Annotated in this window: 15 protein-coding genes; 9 read left to right on the top strand and 6 right to left on the bottom strand. The window is 61.0% G+C overall.

The genetic code is table 11. The features are described from left to right. Positions 1-43 precede the first annotated feature (43 nt). Both E5554_RS12315 and E5554_RS12310 read right to left on the bottom strand, forming a co-directional pair. Positions 44-292 (bottom strand): iron dicitrate transport regulator FecR, encoded by a 249-nt coding sequence (locus E5554_RS12315; RefSeq protein ID WP_136185684.1) that lies wholly within the window; start codon positions 290-292, stop codon positions 44-46. Continuing rightward, positions 289-1,176 (bottom strand): zincin-like metallopeptidase domain-containing protein, encoded by an 888-nt coding sequence (locus tag E5554_RS12310; RefSeq protein ID WP_136185683.1) that lies wholly within the window; start codon positions 1,174-1,176, stop codon positions 289-291. The genes E5554_RS12315 and E5554_RS12310 overlap by 4 nt, the downstream gene beginning before the upstream one ends. Before the next feature lie 538 nt (positions 1,177-1,714). Between E5554_RS12310 and E5554_RS12300 the strand changes: the two genes are divergently transcribed. Both E5554_RS12300 and E5554_RS12295 read left to right on the top strand, forming a co-directional pair. Continuing rightward, positions 1,715-1,948 carry an AlpA family phage regulatory protein gene (locus E5554_RS12300; protein ID WP_136186955.1) on the top strand — a complete coding sequence of 78 codons (234 nt, stop codon included), beginning with the start codon at positions 1,715-1,717 and terminating at the stop codon, positions 1,946-1,948. 455 nt (positions 1,949-2,403) lie between these two features. Beyond that, positions 2,404-2,850 (top strand): hypothetical protein, encoded by a 447-nt coding sequence (locus tag E5554_RS12295; RefSeq protein ID WP_136186954.1) that lies wholly within the window; start codon positions 2,404-2,406, stop codon positions 2,848-2,850. Here E5554_RS12295 and E5554_RS12290 read toward each other — a convergent pair. The 4 genes from E5554_RS12290 to E5554_RS12275 all read right to left on the bottom strand — a co-directional run bounded on the left by E5554_RS12290 (position 2,778) and on the right by E5554_RS12275 (position 7,829). Continuing rightward, the gene (locus E5554_RS12290) at positions 2,778-3,578 is read right to left on the bottom strand and encodes an adenylate/guanylate cyclase domain-containing protein (RefSeq protein ID WP_136186953.1); all 801 of its coding nucleotides are present in this window, start codon (positions 3,576-3,578) and stop codon (positions 2,778-2,780) included. The two genes, E5554_RS12295 and E5554_RS12290, sit on opposite strands and share 73 nt — an antisense overlap. After that, on the bottom strand, positions 3,578-4,474 hold the full coding sequence (locus E5554_RS12285; protein ID WP_168708710.1) for a hypothetical protein: 897 nt from the start codon (positions 4,472-4,474) through the stop codon (positions 3,578-3,580). Before E5554_RS12285 ends, E5554_RS12290 begins: the two co-directional genes overlap by 1 nt. A 544-nt stretch (positions 4,475-5,018) precedes the next feature. Next, entirely contained in the window at positions 5,019-7,490 is a 2,472-nt protein-coding gene (locus E5554_RS12280; RefSeq protein ID WP_136186951.1) for a DUF4238 domain-containing protein, read from the bottom strand. 138 nt (positions 7,491-7,628) lie between these two features. Beyond that, on the bottom strand, positions 7,629-7,829 hold the full coding sequence (locus E5554_RS12275; protein WP_136186950.1) for a hypothetical protein: 201 nt from the start codon (positions 7,827-7,829) through the stop codon (positions 7,629-7,631). 286 nt (positions 7,830-8,115) lie between these two features. On the opposite strand from E5554_RS12275, the gene E5554_RS12270 reads away from it, so the two are divergent. The 7 genes from E5554_RS12270 (at position 8,116) to E5554_RS12240 (ending at position 18,491) form a co-directional block, all read left to right on the top strand. After that, a complete protein-coding gene (locus E5554_RS12270; protein ID WP_247594245.1) occupies positions 8,116-9,738 on the top strand; it encodes a hypothetical protein in 1,623 nt (540 codons plus the stop codon). Between the two features lie 370 nt (positions 9,739-10,108). After that, positions 10,109-10,885, top strand: a complete 777-nt coding sequence (locus E5554_RS12265; protein ID WP_210729739.1) for an oxidoreductase — start codon at positions 10,109-10,111, stop codon at positions 10,883-10,885. Positions 10,886-10,966: 81 nt separating this feature from the next. Continuing rightward, positions 10,967-11,899 (top strand): AraC family transcriptional regulator, encoded by a 933-nt coding sequence (locus E5554_RS12260; RefSeq protein ID WP_210729738.1) that lies wholly within the window; start codon positions 10,967-10,969, stop codon positions 11,897-11,899. 514 nt (positions 11,900-12,413) lie between these two features. Next, positions 12,414-12,761, top strand: coding sequence for a hypothetical protein (locus tag E5554_RS12255; protein ID WP_247594244.1), 348 nt, complete (start codon positions 12,414-12,416; stop codon positions 12,759-12,761). Positions 12,762-12,835: 74 nt separating this feature from the next. Beyond that, the gene (locus tag E5554_RS12250) at positions 12,836-14,098 is read left to right on the top strand and encodes a TolC family protein (RefSeq protein WP_136186946.1); all 1,263 of its coding nucleotides are present in this window, start codon (positions 12,836-12,838) and stop codon (positions 14,096-14,098) included. Between the two features lie 3 nt (positions 14,099-14,101). After that, positions 14,102-15,259 carry an efflux RND transporter periplasmic adaptor subunit gene (locus tag E5554_RS12245; protein WP_136186945.1) on the top strand — a complete coding sequence of 386 codons (1,158 nt, stop codon included), beginning with the start codon at positions 14,102-14,104 and terminating at the stop codon, positions 15,257-15,259. A gap of 4 nt (positions 15,260-15,263) precedes the next feature. Then, the gene (locus E5554_RS12240; RefSeq protein ID WP_136186944.1) at positions 15,264-18,491 is read left to right on the top strand and encodes a CusA/CzcA family heavy metal efflux RND transporter; all 3,228 of its coding nucleotides are present in this window, start codon (positions 15,264-15,266) and stop codon (positions 18,489-18,491) included. Positions 18,492-18,514: the final 23 nt, after the last annotated feature.

Genomic DNA, 18,514 nt, shown 5'->3' with positions numbered 1-18,514 from the left:
GGACCGATCGCCCGATGGCAAGCCATCGGGCGCGGCGGGTTGATCATAGACGATGGGAAAGCCGTCGCCACCAGGGCTCGGGCTCGTACAAGGTCCGCAGGAATATGCGCAGCGCGGCGGCAAATTCGGCCTCGGCCTGTTCGGCGCTGATGCCGTGCCGTTCGGCAAGCTGGGCATAGCTGAGATCCTCCATGCGGATATCGAAGAAGATGGTGCGCTGAAGGACGGTCATGCGGCGGAGCGACCGGCGCCCGCGCCGCAGGAAGACGCGCAGGGGAAGCTTGTCGGTCATGCCGCTGCCCCTTCCATGCCCAGCAGATAATCGGCCGCCTTGCTGGCCGCGCTTGCCGCCTTGAAGATCGCCCGCTCATCCTCGCGCAGGACGGCAAGCCAGGAGCCGATATAGTCGCTATGCCGGACGGTGGGCACGATCCCCAGCGACGCGCAGGCAAAAGCGCTGGCCATCTCGGCGACCAGTTCCTCTTTTGCATAGAGCGTTGAACCGAACCCGCCCGACTGATCGCGCGCCAACCGGCTGCGATGGCCCGTCCAATGCCCCATCTCGTGAAGTGCCGTGCGAAACCAGTTGATCGGCTCATGAAAGGCAGCCTGCGGCGGCACGGCGACATAGTCACTAGACGGAGAATAATAGGCTTCGCCGCCGCCGATGCGAAAGTCCGCCCCGCTGTTTCGGATCAGGCTGTCGGCCTCCGCGATCGACACCAGCGGCCCGGGCAAATCGGGCACATGAGACAAGTCTTCGGGCAGCCCCTCGCACTGGTCGACGTTGAAGACGGTAAAGCGCTTGAGGAACGCAATCGTCCTTGCCTCGCGATCCTCTTGGCCCGCCCGTTCTTCCTCGGCCTTGGGAATGAACCGATCCGCATAGCAAATGACGCTCCCCTTCTCGCCCTTGCGGACATGGCCCCCAGCCGCTTCAGCTTGCCGGTAGGTGAGCCAGCGCTGTCCGGTAAAGCCACGCTCGATCACGGTGGCCCACAGGATCAGGATGTTGATGCCTGAATAGCGCCGCACGGTGACGGCATTGTGCGGCATGGTGCAGGGACAGGCGCTGCTGTCCCATGGCTTCACCCAGGGAAGATGCCCAGCCTCCAGTTCCGCGATGATCCGGGATGTGACTTCGCCATAGATGCTCTGGCGCTCAATGTTACCCATGTTCCTAACTCCTTCTTCACACCGCAACCGGCGCCGGAAGGGCGAAGGCGGGTGGCAGGAGCGGTCCATCAGCGCCGCCGGGAGCGGCGGCCTGCACCCGCAGGGCCGCAATGGACATGGAGGACCTCGGCGCAGCCGGGGTTGCAGGACGCCGAGGCGGGGCTAGGGACAAGCGACGCCCGCCTTTGCCCGTCCGATGCCGGAGGCCAACGCCATCGCGCGAATGCGCGATGACCGCATGGCGGCACGCAGGGACGCCCAGAACCCCGAATCAGATGCCATGCGTGCGGCCCGCCGCGCGCACCGCGAACACCCGATCAACCATCCCAAAGCGTCTCAGCCGGCAGAGCCGGCGAGGCATCAGCCAGACATCATCAAATTATTTTGATGGCCGTTTTTGCGCCTGGGTGCGCCTCGGCTTGCCGGGGTTCGACAAGGCCGGATCGGCCCATTCTCAGGCGGTTGACGCGCGGCAACCGCCCAATAATCCTCGGGATCAGGCGCGCTCATGTCACCACTCAAGAGATGGAAAACGACCATGATCTCTCAGCCACCCGATCGCATCATTCGGCTCAATACGGTCCTCGACCGGACCGGGCTCAGCCGGGCGACACTCTATCGCAAGGTCCAGGCCGGAACCTTTCCCAAGCAGGTCCGTATCGCCACGCGCTGCATGGGATGGCGAGAATCCGCCATCAACGACTGGATGCGCAATCCCATGTTCTGGACGGTCGAGGATGCCGACAAGCGGCAAAACACGCCGTCATTATAAGAATCATCGATGCCCATCACATCAAGCCTGTCGCTCCCCTCCCCCTCGGAGCAGCACCTCCCTGAACTATGGTCCTGCCGAGAGATTTCTCCGGCGGGGTTACTTTTATCAGTTTGGGACGGGTTTCAGTGGGGCTGCTAACGGCAAGGGATGGGACATCGCGCTCTGTCCGGTCTTGATCGTCAGGGCGAGCGAAGCGGACATTCCCGGCGCGGCCTACGGCAGGTTTGGAGGTAACGGCTGGGACTCTAACCGACTTTCCGGTTCGGAGAGACAAATCGAAAAACCGGACATCCGAGGATGGTTGTGCGGCGATGTCCAAACTCGCCCAACACGGAAGATGCGCTTCTCGACGAGACGACGCAGCGGCCCGATTCACGAGAGTCCGGCCGAAAGTACGCGGCTATCCTCGGACTAACCTTGCAGAATATCTCGTAATCATGTGCGATAGGTCCATGAGCGATATTTGGACATCCATCACTAATCGGGAAATCGCCGCTGTATTTTGGTTTGGCGTTTTTCTGGCTGTCGTCCTCGTAGGGCGCGATACGCGCCAAGGGCTAGCGGGCGTTCTACGTGCGTTTTTCAACCCCATCATTGTGCTGCCACTCACATTCGCGGCTATTTATGCGTCCGGCGAAATCTATGTGGTGGGCAAGTTCGGTTGGTGGTCGCTCGCCAATCTAAAAACGACCGTCGTATGGCTCGTCACGTTTGCGTTTGTAACGATGTTTGAAGTCGTCTCGGCTAAAATTCGCAAGGGCGGGCTGAGCAGGATCACACGGGAGATTTTGACGGTCGCGACCGTGCTGACGTTTATCACCGAGCTTCAGAGTTTCCCGCTCGTATCTGCTTGGCAAGGATGCCGTGCGGGACATCTTGCTTTCCAGCGTCCTATATAACGCCAAAAGGGGTATGGGGCTTGTGATTGCTGATAGTGCCAGCCGGTGTCTTCGGTTTCCAGCTTGACCCAATTTTGCAGCCAATAGGCCGGAAGACCGCGCAACATTTGATCTCCGAGCAAGATGGTGTTTGCCTTGGCAACGGAGAGCATCTTGGATGCGATGTTGGCCGTCGTGCCAACGGCCACGATCCCGTTGAAGCGGCGCGCGGCTCCCACCTTCGCCACGGTGATGAAGCCGTGATCCATGCAAATGCGAAAATCGAGCGGCGGAATTCCTGCGCGTTGCAGGACCGGATTAATCAGGTCCGCCGCCGCGAACATGGTGAGCGCGCAGGATACGGCCCGTTGTTGAATGGATATGCCCGCAAGATCGTTACGGGCAAAATAGGCCATGAGGCCGTCACCCGTGTTCTTCTCGACCACACCGCCATGATCCTCGATAACGTGGATCATCTCAGTGAAAAAGAGCGAGAGCACCTGCATGATGGAGGCTTGCTCCTCCATGGTTTCGCAGGAGCGCTGCGAGAATTTGCAGATATCCAAAAAGAGGACTATCGCTTCAATCCTCCGGCCATCATGGATCGCGATATCTTCGGGATCGGGAATGGCATAGCCTGCTCCGATGCCAGTAGGACGGGTCGTGATCTTGTTGAGCGTCTTTACGATCCGGTCGATCTGCGCGCGATAATATGGTGCCGTGAGTTCATCTGAAGATGGGCTGGGCATTATATGATCCGATAGGTTTGATAGCCGGGCATACCGACCTGAGCGCCTTCAAACGGAACTTCCGTTGCGCGTTCGAGCCATCCGACATGGATAAGCTGATAGAGGCAGCGCCCGATCAAAAGCTCATTGGGTTTGCAGGCTTCCTCGATCTTGACTGCCCGATTGAGGGCATCGCTCACAACTTCCTGGCAGACAAAACCCGTGGCAGGCACCGACATCGTCTTGATCCTGGCTTCTCCAAAATCAGCGCCGACGCGGATACTGATGGGTTCGATCCCACATTTCTCGAGCGCGGGATTGAGCGATTGATGAAGGACAGCAAGAAGGGTCAGACCCATATCGACCACGTTGTCAGATACGCGCGTGAAGGACGGATGATCGATGAAGGCGATGAAACCGTCGCCCTTGGTCTTGAGGATCGATCCATTAAACTGCCCAACAACCGTACCTAGCTCGCGGGTGAACAGGTCATAGGCACGGTCGAACGCGGCGGCATCGCGCCGCCTCAAGGCCGTTGCTCCGCAAATATCTACCGAAAGAAAGCCGATCAGCCGTTCTTGACCGCCCATATCCAATTCGCGGTGCGAAGCTGCGCTTTCGGCAGGCGGCGTATATTCGCCGGAGTCCATTTCTTTGCTCAGTGCCGCATGGCGGGACTGCGCGTATTCGCTTGTTGAATCGATGCTGGGTGAAAGCTCGTAAATCGGAACGCCTGAAAAACCGGCGACCATGTCATTGAGCGAAACCGCATGTCCGAGATATTTGTCGATATAGAGGGTGTCGCCGTCCCTCTCCATATGCGTGTAGCGGCGAGGGTCAGGTAGCATCTTGACCGAGACGCGCCCCTCTTCCCCTACTTTGACCGTCTCCATGACAAAGTCAGCGCGCTGGGGCATGCGCGCTAATTCCCGTTGCAGTGCTGAAAACATATAGGGAACATATCACAGCTCCTCTTATACGGGAAGCACACGACTGCCGCTCATCGCTCGGCCGCGTCCAGGGCTGTTTTCTCCACTGCAGCTGAAACTCAAGCCGCTTCTCTTTCGCCGGGTGTTCCAGGTGCAGATCGCGGCTTCCAGCGCTGTGATAAACCATCGCTAAGCTTCGCGACAAACGCTAGATCGGAAGATTTTTGTGCAGTCGGTCTCGCTTGGATATTTGACGTCGCAACCCAAGGGCCGTCATAGCCTGCAAAGCCGATCGGACCTTGTTCGAGGACGTCATCATGGCCAGCAGTCTACACCGACTGCATCAACAGGCCGGACAGACGACTGCACCCGACGGAACGTCAGATCATCACTTTATACTTGCAACGCGGGAGCCATCCACAGAGGACAGTCCGGTGCTGGGGAGCGAAATTTAGTCGCTGAATGGCGACAAAGGGTCGGATCGGCGGAATCTGGCAATCGTCTCATCCCATGCTGGTCCATGCCGCTGGTATCAATCTCGGCTGAGGCTCTCGACGTGGCTTCTGCGATAGAAGGTGGGATCCGGCCTCTGGATGAAGAAGGCCATCGGAACGTGATCGGCATGATGGTCGACGTTCGACATGAGCAGCAGCCGGTTGATGGTGTTGTCGCGGATGCCGCCGGACGGAGCGATGCATTCGATCCTGGCGGGAAGCGAGGGCGCGTCGTGCTTACGGATCTCCACGCCCATCCCGGCGTGGGCACGCGCGAACCGTCCCTTCAGCTGGGAAGCCCAGTTCGGCTTCGGCTTGCGGTCCTTGGCGGTGAGATGCCGAACAACGTCGTGGACGAGGCTGCGATAGGCTTGGCTCGCGCCCGTGGCGTGCGCCCGCTCCACCGCTTCCTGGGAGCCGAGGAAATGGTGCTCGGCTCCCCGCACCGCGGTCCGGAACTCGGGAACGAGCTGCGGCGGCTCTCCCGCCAGTTGTCGGGACATGCCTCTTAGCTCCTTCCATCTATGGGGGCTGTCCGTCACGATGATCGAGCCTGTCGCCTGCGCGAGATAGAGTGAAAGTTTTAGGTTCGGCGCCATGTGCTGCAGCATCAGCAGCCCTCCATCCGGAATGACGGAACCCGCGTCGTCCGAGCGGAGCGGTGCCAGGGGATCGAGGACCCTGTCCAATCGGATCGCCTCTACCATCCGGTCGACGTCCTCGGGAGACAGATCAGGACTCCACCTCCTGAGCATGCTTCGCTGCATGTCCTCGGACGCGCTTAGGATGGAGTGATGGAAGTCGTCCTCGGGCAGCCACCTGCTGCGGATGTCGGCGACGGGTTTCGGCTGGAGCTTCGTCCTCTCGTCGGCCATCCGCCACATCTCGCTGCGCAGATGCGGATCGAAGATGCAGGGATCGGGAAAAAGCGTCACGATGCCGGCGTCGATCAGAGGCATCATGTCGAGCAGTAGGGCGACGTCTTTCAGCACCTGCTGGCGGAACGCCGCCGGGTTCTTCGTTGGGTTCGACTTAGGCTGTACGCATCGCGCATGCAGGAACGGGTTCTGGATCAGGATCTCGCCGAAGTAGTTCGGCGCCCCGATGGCGAACTCGGTGATCATGCGAGGATCTATCAGCCCCGTGAACAGACTGCGGAGCCGCCCGTCCGGCTTCGGCAGCAGAGAGATGAGGTCGGTGTCTCTCGGCCAGAGCCATGCGAACACCTGGTAAATCTTGGCGATCTTGTCGTCGGTCATCTCTTCGCGGGCCCTGCGCCAGTCGCGGTGCTCGGCGAGGCCGGTGATGTTGAGAATGGCCTGCGCGTGCAGGATGTTGCGCTCGCGGATACCTCGCTCGCTCCACGAGGGACGCAGGTCGACCGGGCGCGACAGGCAGCAATCCCGATAGCTGTGCGGAGAGCCGCAGCCGCAGAATTCCTTTTTCGACTGCGGCAGTTCTGCTGCCGGCCGATCCAGTATCGGCGGGCGCGGGTCCGACCGTCCGAACTGGTCCTGATAGTCCACGCCGCCGCCTTCGTAGCCGATGTAGATCTCGCCGCCGAACGAGAAGAGCTGATCGGAGGGCGGGAGCAGCGTCTCCTGGATTCCTTTCCAGTCGGTATCGACCTCCGTCTCCGGATGGAGCCACTCGCGCCGGCCTGCGGCGACATGCTCGTTGGCACGCGACTTGATCACATGGTTGATCCGGATCACCTCGGCGTCCGATAGCTTGCGGCTGCGGATGAAGGCTTCGGCGTTGATGAGGCTATTGCCGAAGCTGCGGGCATTGGTGCGCTTGCGACAAGGGTCGCTCAGCTGCGGGTCCTGCGCGTGTTCGAGGTTGGTGAGGATGAGGCAGGAGTTTCGGTCGAGCGGAAAGATCGTCTGGGTCGCCTTCCAGGATATCTGCGGATCTTCCGGAAAGGCGCATTGCGGATCGCTCGGCTGGACCGCGTAGTTGTAGACAGTGACGGGGTGGTCGCTGATGATGAATTTCACGCCGGCGTCCTCGGCGGATACGATCTCCCGGACACATTCGCTCCAGAGCGTGCAGTGCATCATCCGGACCCCCTGCATTTCCATCATCAGCTCGTTCTGATCGAGCGCGGGATAGTGGCGGCGGAGCCATTCGAGCCCTTTCGGCGTTCGCAGCTTCTGAGCGTCCATGACCTCGAAGAAGTTCTCGAACTCCTCGATCCTAGCCTCCAGGTCGTCCGCCCTGAACGCTTCCAGAGCCTTCGGACCTTTGCCGTCGATCCCGCCGAACAGCTTCCGCTCGATCTCGTCGTTGATGTCGAAGCCAAAATAGGAGGTGGTGTATAGATCGTCCTTATGGAAGCACTGGCTCGTATATGAATCAAAGCGGGTCCGCCCGGGCTTCAGCGAGCCGTCACTCTGTCGGTGCATCTCGGGATTGAGATGCAGGTAGGCCAGCTTCTCGCGGTCGGGTTCGAGAAAGCAGCGCTGATACCATTGGGGGACGTAGTGATTGTCACGGGCCTTCGTCATTTCCCTAGGATCGTGCCGCACGATTTGATGTCTGGCAATCGTTCCCCGCCGACATCGGACTTTTGAGCACCAGATAGTTGTGAATGAGCGTCTGGCATCGACAAGCGGCGAGAAGGGTGAGGTCGGGAGCTAGAACCATCAGGCGCCTATGGCCCTCTTCGCCTTTAGCAGCTTCACGATGTTCGGCGCATCGCAGCCATACATGCCCCCGATGGTCCCGTCATCGATGTATTCGCCGTCGAAGGCACACTTCTCTTCGCGAGGCGGCATGTCGTCTGCAGGGGGAATGACGCGCTTTGCGTTACGCTTCGCGATGACGCTCTTGGGCGGAATCGTCATTTCTGCCTCCTCAGAGAATCGCACGGACGGGTGGCTTTGGTCGTCAGCCGCCGAGAAAGCGGACCTTCCGCACCTAGGGAGTGAAAATTGGCTGCTGAGAGTCCGGCATGGGTCGTCATGCGCAGGTAGGCTGCCACCGAGCGATGCCTCAACAACCGGCAGCCCCATCTAAATCCGCCCGGCGAGCGTTGTGACCATAGGCCATACCTATGGTGCGACCAAAATTCCCTATTTGACCTTAGGTTGAACAGGATGCGACCAAGGCCGCAGATTGGGAGACGGATTGATGCACGCCGGTTACGCTACACGCGCCAGTTATCGGCGGGTTTGTTGCTTTTGTATTGGCGCGCTGTTGCTATCATCCTTTGTCATGGCGCCCGCGCTTGCCCAACAGCCAGCGAGCAATCTTCGCGCAGCCGCCGAACCGGCACGCTTGCGCCGGATCGGCACGATCGATCCTCGCTTCCAATCCTACAATGTCGAGATGATCGAGGTGACAGGCGGCGCCTTCTGGAAGCCCTATGATTCGACCGCCAGCGCATTGCTCACCTCTAACGATGCCCAGTTGGGCATAGACACGACCCAGTTCGAATACCGCCCGCCGATCGACCTTGCCAATGCCCGCCTCCGCCTCTTAGCCCGAGCGCTCGGTCCGGCCTACGTCCGCGTAGCGGGAACCTGGGCCAACAGCATTTATTTCGCGGACAGCGAAACGCCGCCCGCAAAAACGCCCGACGGCTTCAAGGGCGTTCTCACTCGCCAACAGTGGCGCGGCGTGATCGCGTTCGCCAAGGCGACGGATGCAAAGATCATGACCTCTTTCGCTATCAGCTCGGGCGTCCGAGATCCTAGGGGGGCTTGGACGCCCGACATGGCTGAGCACTGGCTCGCCTACACCCACGCGATCGGGGGCATGATCAGCGCCGCCGAATTCATGAACGAGCCGTCGATCGCGGGTATCAGCGGTGCACCCAAGGGATACGATGCTGCCGCTTACGGCCGAGACTTCAAATCCTTCCGCGTTTTCGCGAAAAGAGCCGCGCCCGGCATGCTGATTCTGGGCCCCGGCTCCGCGACGGAAACACCTGAGCCATGGGGCATGCCGCCCAGCATTCCCGGATCGATACCCAGCGCTGAGTTGCTGGCAAGCGGTGGTTCAGACATCGATGCCTTCTCCTATCATCATTATGGCGCTGCATCTGCCCGCTGCAAAGCATCACACATGCCGCAAACAAGGCTGGAGGATGCTCTATCCGAACAATGGCTGGGCCGCACTGGCACAACCCATGCCTATTATGCAGCGCTGCGTGACCGCTATGCGCCAGGCAAGCCGATCTGGATGACCGAAGGCGCAGATTCGGCTTGCGGCGGCAATCCCTGGGGCGGAAGCTTTATCGACAGCTTCCGCTATCTCGACCAGCTTGGCCTGTTGGCAAAGCAAGGTGTGCAGGTCTCGATTCACAATACGCTCGCCGCTGGCAGCTACAGCCTGCTTGATCCGGAGGACTTCAGCCCCAAAGCCAATTACTGGGCTGCTCTGCTCTGGCACAGGCTGATGGGAACGATCGTCCTCGACGCGGGAATTGCGCGCCAGTCCGGTCTCCATGTCTATGCCCATTGCCAAGCTGGTCGGGTCGGCGGCGTAGCGCTGCTCGTCATCAATAATGACGCAGCCAATACCATGTCGATCACGCTGCCCGGCAAGCGCTTTCGCTATACCCTTTCTGGGCCAGACATGCCCTCAATGGGCGTGAAGCTGAACGGACAGGTGTTGAAACTCGACGCAAGCGGCAGACTTCCCGCGCTAGTTGGTGTAGCGGAGCGATCGCCCGTCGCAAGTTTCGCGCCGCGCACTATTAGCTTTCTGGCCATTCCTGAGGCTGAGAACCCCGCCTGCAAACCGCACTGATATCGATCTGTAGTCGGCCAGTCTGACGGCTGATGTTCAAGTAGCTGCATTTCAGCTCATGGAAGCCGATTTTTCGCGCTGAGGGCTTGGGATGGGTCGGTTCAGGAAGGCTGCTAAGTGCTCTCGGTGGGAATCGCGGCCCGGTGCTCAACGTTAATATCGACACGCGAGTACTGCTTTCCGTGCCTTTCTATTTACCCTGAGATTGGCGCAATCCGCACCAACCTTGGCGCCATTCGCGACTGTGGTGGCGCCTTGCGACATCTAGATATGCCTTATCGCACCCAATTATGGTGCATCCAAACTATGAGGTGATTCCGTGCCTATTCCCAACCGCAAGACAGCCTTGGTCACCGGAGCTTCTTCCGGCATGGGCAACTCCATCGCCAAGCGCCTGATCGCCGACGGCTACCATGTCTTTGTCGCGGCCAGGAATGCAGACAAGATGAAGGACTTGGCCCAGCTGGGCGCGGTGGTGCTCCGCATGGACATTTCCAGGGAAGAGGACATTGTTGCTGCCGCTGCGGCCATTTCCGAACAGGCGGGCGGCGTCGATGTGCTCGTCAACAACGCTGGTTTCGGTCTCTATGGGCCCGTTGAAGAGATTACGATGGAGGAGGCTCGCTACCAGTTCGAAGTGAACCTGTTCGGTGCAGCCAGGCTAACCCAATTGCTGCTGCCCGCGATGCGTGCCCGGGGAGCTGGCACCATCGTCAACGTCACCTCGATGGGCGGCAAGATCTACACGGTGCTCGGTGCATGGTATCACGCAACCAAGCATGCGCTGGAAGGATGGTCGGACAGCCTTCGTCTCGAGCTCGAGCCTTTCGGCATCCGCGTTGTCGTGATCGAGCCGGGCCTCATCGAGACTGGGTTCGGAGATGCCGCCTCGCAGGGATTGCTGGAGCGCTCCGGAAAAGGCGCATACGCAGAGGTTACCCGCCGCGTGGCGCGTTCCATGGAGACGTCCTACGGCCATGGCCTGGGCACTGATCCGGAGGTGATCGCCGATGTCGTCGGCAAGGCCATCAGCTTGCAGCGGCCGCGCACGCGCTATGCCGCGGGCAAGTACGCCAGGCTGATGATCGGAGTGCGTAAATGGCTGGGCGACCGCATGTTCGATCGTCTTATAAAGAGCCAGATGTAGGGAGCCGCGACGATGAGCAGGAGACACGCTGACCGGTGCAGGCTTCCGCCCGCATTCTGGCGGGCGGCAAGCCGGGCCGGAATGCAGCCCGAGGCGATCCTGCGGCAGGCGCGCCTGCCCGCAGCGCTCCACCTTGCTGAAGATGCCTGGCTGACGGTGGAGCAGTACTGCGCATTGTGGCGTGCGGTGGAAACGCTTTCAGGCGATCCGGCGATCGGCATCACCATGTCACTCGCCACCGATGTTGCCGGCCATCCGCCTGCCACCATGTCGGCTTTCTTCGCTCGCGACTATCGGGACGCGCTGGCTCGCCTCGCGCGCTACAAGCGGCTTTGCGCGCCCGAGGAAATGAAGTTTGTCGAGGAAGGAACGGAATGCGTGGTCAGTTTCGACTGGGCGATCGCTGTTGATGACCAGCCTTACGCGATCGTCGACGTGACGCTGGCTGCCATTCTCGAACTGGGACGACGGGGAACCGGGGTGCATATCATGCCACTCCGCGTCGAACTGACGCGCAAGGGACCAGTTCATGGGGCCCTGACCGAATATATAGGCGCGCCCGTGCTGTGTGGACGATCGCGAGATCTCATCGTCCTGTCGTCCGCTGATCTAGATCGCCCATTCGCCGCATATAATCCCGAAATGCTCGCCGTTCTGGCACCCGCCCTGGCAAATTCGCTGGCTGAGATGGAGGCGCAAAGCTCTATCGAGGATCAGGTAAAGGTCGTGATCAAGCGCCGTCTAGCCAGCGGCAAGCCGGACGTTGAGGAAATTGCCCGTGAACTCGGCACAAGCGAGCGCACCCTCCAGCGCCGCATAGCAAGCAGCGGTACGACGTTTCGCCGCCTGCTTGACCAAGCACGGCATGAAATCGGCCAACAGATGTTGGCGAGCGGCGCCAATGGGATCGACGAAATCGCCTTCCTGCTCGGCTATCAGGACACCAGTTCCTTCTATCGCGCATTCCGAAACTGGGAGGGCGTGACGCCCGCACAGTGGCGCAGCGTCAATTGACCACATGCGTCCCGCTCAGGTTTTGCCGGCAATCGCGACGCACCAAATGATGTGCTCCCGTCAAATTCCACCAGACAGGTATCGAAATACGGTCCAAGGGGTTCTCGCTGCTGGATTGCGGACAGTCCGCACTTCGTGGGTGTGAAACGACGACTGAGCGACTTGAATGGGTCGTGACCACCAACGCGCTCCGGAAGACTGGCTGTACCTTTCACCGGCCCTTTGATCACCGCTGCGTAACGATCAAATCTCGACGTATCGCAATTGTTCTACTTTTAATCAATTTAATTGCTGAGATTTAATTATGAGCATTAATGATATTTGCTAATTTCATCTAAATTGTTATGTATTTTTACAATAACATTCCCCAAAACCGCAATATGATCATCATATCATTGCCGTGATACAGCATATCATGCTTTCTTTTCAGCGTGATGATCTGATGTAACATCCTCAATCAGTCGAAAATTCCGATAAAAGACTTTATCGAGTGACACGAGGCGGGAAGTCAACTATGCAACGCGCCATGCACTGCTTAGGACGTTTCCTGCTCTGCCTGATTTCGTTGTCTATGCTGACGACGACGATGGTGCATGCTCAGGAAGTTCCTAACGCTCAGGCGCCCACCATCGAATGCTCCGGTTACGTGCATAGTGATGGCGATGCGGACCAGACGCAGGGTGATGCCGACAAGGGCATGCCGCACCATCATGGTGGTTGTCAGGGGGCTCCGGCATTTGTGCCGGCTTCGGCCAGCGATGATCTGCTCCCCTCTGCGGTGAATGCGCCTGTGTTCATTCCTGCGCCGATCCCATCCAAGCGCTGGGCAACCGGCCCGGACCTGCGCCCACCCATAGCCTGACAGAGCCATAGTGGACCGTTGCGCCTGAATTCGGGCCGGCGGTCGTCCATGACTCGTGTTCAGGATTCCTATTCATGTTCCGATCCATTGCAGCCTTATTGGCTGCCGTGTCCTGCGTCGCTGTGGCGCAGGCACAGGAGATGCCCGCTGCGGTAGCGGGGGCATCACCCTATACGCTTGATCAGGCGGTTGCCGCAGCAGGTGGTAGCGCCCCGGCGGCTGAAGCCGCGCAGGCCAATGTCGAAGCCGCCCGCGCCGCACGTACCGTCGCTGGCCTTCGTCCTAATCCCACCGTGCAGACGCAGGTGGAGAATATCGCAGGAAGCGGACCGTATCGCGGCGTTGGTAGCGCCGAGTCGACGGTCAGCATGGCTGTTCCCATCGAACTGGGTGGCAAGCGGTCCGCACGCATCGCGGTCGCCAACGCGCAGACCGACAAGGCTTTGCTGGTCTCGGCAATCACGCAGGCGGACATCAGGCTACAGGTCACGCAGCTGTATATCGAAGCGGCGGCTGCCGAACGGCGTGTCCAGACGGCACGTGATCAGTCGCGCATCGCTGGCGACGCCGCGAATGCCGCGAGCGTACGGGTTAAGGCCGGGCGGGCCTCTCCGATAGAGGAGCAGCGCGCCAATGTGGCGAAGATCAACGCCGATGCCGAACTGGTTCGGACCATCCGGCTGGCGCAGGCCAGCCGCGCCAATCTGGAGCGTAGGGTCGGGCAACCGATGGGCGGTCCGCTCGATACGGCCTGGTTGGAGCGCTTACCACGCGGTTATGGGCCCGAAGTACCACCGAGCGCGGTAGGTACGCTGGCCCTGGCTGCCGCAGACGCGGACCTTGCCGTAGCTGATGCCAATGTTCGACTCGCCAATTCTCAACGAGTCCCCAATCTCGAAGCTGGCCCCGGTTTACGCAGGCTGTCAGCCACCAGCGACACGGCCCTGATTTTCACGGTCACTATGCCTATCCCGATCTTCAATTCGGGCAAGGCTGCTGTCGCGCAGGCTCGCGCGCAGCGCAATCAGGTGGAAGCCCAGAAGCGCATGACGGCGCTCGATGTCGAGCAGGCCATCACCGACGCGCAGACATCGGCATCGAATGCCGCAGTCACTGCACAGACGGCTACTGGTCCAGCCCTTGAGGCGGCCCAGGAAGCGGCTCGTATTGCTCGCATCGGCTATCGCGAAGGCAAGTTTGGCCAGCTCGACCTGCTCGATGCTGAACGCACGCTCGCGCAGACACGCCTCGCCGCCATCGACGCACTTGCCTCTTATCAGAATGCCCGCGCGCAACTGGAGCGCCTGACAGCGCCTGCGCCGGAACAGGGGAATTGATCCATGACATCCAAGAAGATCATCTACGCCACTTTGCCCTTGTCCCTGATGCTGGCGCTCGCCGCTTGCGGAAGCGGTGCCGAGGAGAACCCGACCAACGAGGCAGCGCCGGCTGCTGAAGCAAAGGCAGGGGATAAAGCCGAAGAGGGCAAGATCACGCTCTCGGCTGATCAGATCGCATCGGCTGGCATTCAGACGGCTCGGCCGATGATGGGCGGATCGGGCACGATTGAGCTGCCCGCGACCATCGACGGTGATCCGCAGGGCACGCAGGTCGTGTCCGCAGCGATCAGTGGCCGCTTGGTTTCGCTCACCCGCAACCTTGGACAGTCGATCGGTCGCGGCCAGACGCTGGCCGTGATCGAGAGCCGTGAGGCTGCTTCGCTCAACGCCGAGACCGAAGCCGCTCGCGCGCGGCTATCTCTGGCGAACAGCAATCTCGCCCGCGAACAGCGTCTGTTCTCGCAGCGTGTCTCGCCTGAACAGGATCTCATCGCTGCCCGCACCGCGGCGACGGAGGCGCGCATCGCCCTTCGTCTGGCGCAGCAGCAGGTTTCCGCCGCTGGCACCGGTGGCGGCGGCCTCAATCGCATCGGCATCGTGGCGCCCATGTCGGGTCAGGTCATCGGCCGCAGCGTTGTGTTGGGGCAGACGGTCGCGGCAGACGCCGAACTGTTCCGCGTCGCCAACCTGTCGAGCGTGTCGCTTTCGCTCAATCTTCAGCCGCAGGATGCCGGGCGCGTCCGCCCCGGCGCTACGGTGAACATCAAGGCAGCGGGTCGACAGGCGACCGCGAAGGTGACGTTCGTGTCGCCTGCGCTCGACGCGAATACGCGCCTCGTCCCCGTCATCGCGACACTCGACAATCGGGATGGCCTTTGGCGCGTCGGCGAGCCGGTGACGGCATCGGTCGCGCTCACCGGCAGCGGCGGCGATGGCGCGATCCGCTTGCCGCTCACTGCGGTGCAGACGGAAGAGGGCCGGTCGGTCGTGTTCGTGCGGACCAAGACCGGGTTCCAGGCAACGGCCGTCCAATTGGGCGACAGTGCCGGCGACAGCGTGATCATCAAATCGGGCCTGAAGGGCACCGAGGAGATCGCCACCGTCAACAGCTTCACGCTCAAGGCCGAACTCGGCAAGAGCGAAGCTGCGGAGGACTGAGCCGATGATCGCCCCAATCGTAACCTGGGCGGTGCACAAGCGCTGGCTCGTCCTGCTGCTGACCGCCATAGCCGTTGTGATCGGCGCCGCCGCTCTGTCTCGCCTGCCGATCGACGCAGTGCCGGACATCACCAATAACCAGGTGCAGATCAACGTCCGTGCGCCCGCGCTGTCGCCCGAACTGGTCGAAAAGCAGGTGGCGTTCCCGATCGAGACCGCACTCGCCGGCATTCCGGGCCTCGAATATAGCCGTTCGCTAAGCCGCAACGGCTTCGCGCAGGTGACGGCCGTTTTCTCTGATCAGACGGATATCTTTTTCGCCCGCCAGCAGGTCGGCGAGCGTCTGACAGGCGTGTCCGAGAACCTGCCTAATGGCGTGACGCCCGAAATGGGGCCGATCGCCACTGGCCTCGGCGAAGTCTATATGTGGACCGTCCGTCTGGAGCATCGCAAGGACGATAAGCATCAACCGGGTGAACCCGGCATGCAGCCCGATGGCAGCTACATCACGCCGGAAGGCGAACGGCTGACCAACGACACCGATAAGGCGACCTACCTGCGTACTGCGCAGGACTGGATCGTTTCGCCCCTGCTGAAGAACACGCAGGGCTTGGCCGGCGTCGACTCGATCGGCGGCTATGCCAAGCAGTTCCTCGTCGTGCCCGATGTGCAGCGCCTGGCTTCGATGGGGATCACGCTGACTCAGCTCAGCACGGCCCTTGAACGCAACAACACCAGCGTCGGTGGCGGCTTCGTCAATCGCAATGGCGAAGGTCTGGCAGTCCGTGCAGACGCTCTTGTCCGTAACGCCGACGAACTTTCCAAGATCGTGGTGGCCACCCGGGAAGGTGTACCCATCACTCTTGGGCAAGTCGCGTCCGTTCGTACCGGGCAGGCTATTCGCATGGGGTCGGCATCTGAAAACGGAACCGAGGTCGTCGTCGGCACCGCCATTATGCGGATTGGCGAGAATAGCCGTACCGTCGCGACGGCGGTCGCCAACCGGCTAGAGGAGATCAACGCCTCGCTGCCGCCGGACGTAATCGTCCAGCCTGTGCTGAACCGTACGGCGCTGGTGAACTCGACCATCAAAACGGTCGCCAAAAATCTGGGCGAAGGCGCTATCCTCGTCATCGTGGTGCTGTTCCTGCTGCTCGGCAACTTCCGCGCCGCGCTGATTGCCGCCGTCATCATCCCGGTGACCATGATGCTGACCGGCTCTGGCATGTTGCGTGCCGGTGTATCGGCAAACCTCATGAGCCTTGGCGCTCTCGACTTCGGCCTCATCGTCGATGGCGCCGTCATCATCGTCGAAAATGCCCTGCGACGCATGGCGGAGCACCAGCATCACGAAGGGCGTCTACTCACCGTGAAGGAGCGGCTGGACACGGTCGCTTCCGCTGCTCGGGAAATGATCAAGCCGTCGGTCTATGGTCAAGCGATCATCATTCTTGTCTACGTGCCGCTCCTCACCCTGACCGGTGTTGAGGGTAAGACCTTCGTGCCGATGGCGCTCACCGTCATCATCGCGCTGGTCTGCGCCTTCATCCTCTCCCTGACCTTTGTTCCCGCCGCGATCGCCCTGTGGCTGTCCAAGCGGATCGAGGAGAAGGAAGGACGGATCATGAGCTGGCTCAAGGCCCGCTACCAACCCGGTCTCGACCGGGCGATGAAGCGGCCCATGATCACCGTCGGCGCTGGCGTCGGCGGCTTCGTTCTCGCGATCCTGGCCTTCATGTCTCTGGGGCAGGTTTTCCTGCCGCAGCTCGATGAAGGCGACCTTCTGATTCAGGCTCTGCGTATTCCGGCAACGTCGGTGCAGCAGAGCCAGGCGATGCAGGTGCCGATCGAGCAGATGATGTCGAAGCAGCCGGAGGTGAAGTTCGTCTTCTCCAAGACGGGTACGGCCGAACTGGCATCCGATCCGATGCCGCCCAACGCCACGGACATGTTCGTCATCCTCAAGGACCGGAAGGAATGGCCGGACCCCAGCCTGGAGAAGGAGGAACTCATCTCTCGAATCGAGGGGGAACTCGCCAAATTCCCGGGCAATGCGTACGAGATCACCCAGCCGATCCAGATGCGCTTCAACGAGCTCATCGCCGGCGTGCGCGGCGATATCGCGGTCAAGGTCTTCGGCGACGACTTCAACTCGATGAACGCGACGGCGGAGAAGATCGCCAGAGTCCTGCGCCGGACGCAGGGAGCTGCCGACGTGAAGGTCGAGCAGACCACAGGCCTTCCGATGCTCGACATCCGCGTCAATCGCGATGCCATGGCCCGCCTCGGCGTTACTGCTCAGGACGTGCAGGACATCGTGAACGCGACGCTGGGCGGCCAGCAGTCGGGCATGATCTTCGAAGGCGACCGCCGTTTCCCGGTGGTGATCCGTCTTTCCGAAGCGCAGCGCGCCGACATATCGCTGCTGAGCCAGGTTCAGGTGCCGACGCCGGGCGGGCAGTTCGTTCCGTTGGCCAGCGTGGCGGATATCCGCGTCGTTGACGGTCCCAACCAGATTAGTCGTGAGAACGGCAAGCGTCGCGTCGTTGTCCAGGCGAACGTGCGTGGCCGTGACGTCGGCGGCGTGGTGGCGGATGCGCAGGCTGCCATTGGTAAGGAAGTGCGTCTTCCGCCTGGCAGCTATCTCGAATGGGGTGGCCAGTTCGAAAATCTGGCTTCGGCTCAGGAACGTCTGCAACTGGTGATCCCGGCCTGCTTCGTTCTGATCCTGCTGCTGCTCTATGGCGCTCTGGGGTCAGTCCGTGATGCCGCCATCGTGTTCACCGGCGTTCCGCTGGCTCTGGTAGGTGGCGTTCTGGCCCTCTTCCTGCGGGGCATGGACTTCTCCATCTCCGCGGCGGTCGGTTTCATCGCTCTGTCCGGCATCGCGGTCCTGAACGGCCTCGTCATGGTGTCCTCCATTCAGGATCTCATGCGAACCGGCATGGACCGTGCCGAAGCCGCTCGGGTAGGTGCGCTTCAGCGTCTGAGGCCGGTGGTCATGACGGCGCTGGTTGCAAGCCTCGGCTTCGTGCCGATGGCCCTGGGCAGTGGCGCTGGCGCCGAAGTCCAGAAGCCGCTGGCGACTGTCGTGATCGGTGGCCTGATCTCTGCGACGCTCCTGACCCTGTTCGTCTTGCCGACGCTCTATGCGCGATACGGCCGCACGACGATGGTCGAGGAGGATGATCCAGAGGTCGAGGTCTCCCCGTCTGCTCAACCGCAGCACTGATGTGACGGGAGGGCAGTAACTGC

This window comes from Sphingobium sp. PAMC28499, from assembly GCF_004795815.1.
In the GTDB taxonomy this organism is placed as follows: domain Bacteria; phylum Pseudomonadota; class Alphaproteobacteria; order Sphingomonadales; family Sphingomonadaceae; genus Sphingobium; species Sphingobium yanoikuyae.
Note: the sequence above shows the minus strand (reverse complement) of the source record. Positions and strands in the feature narration are given on the sequence as shown.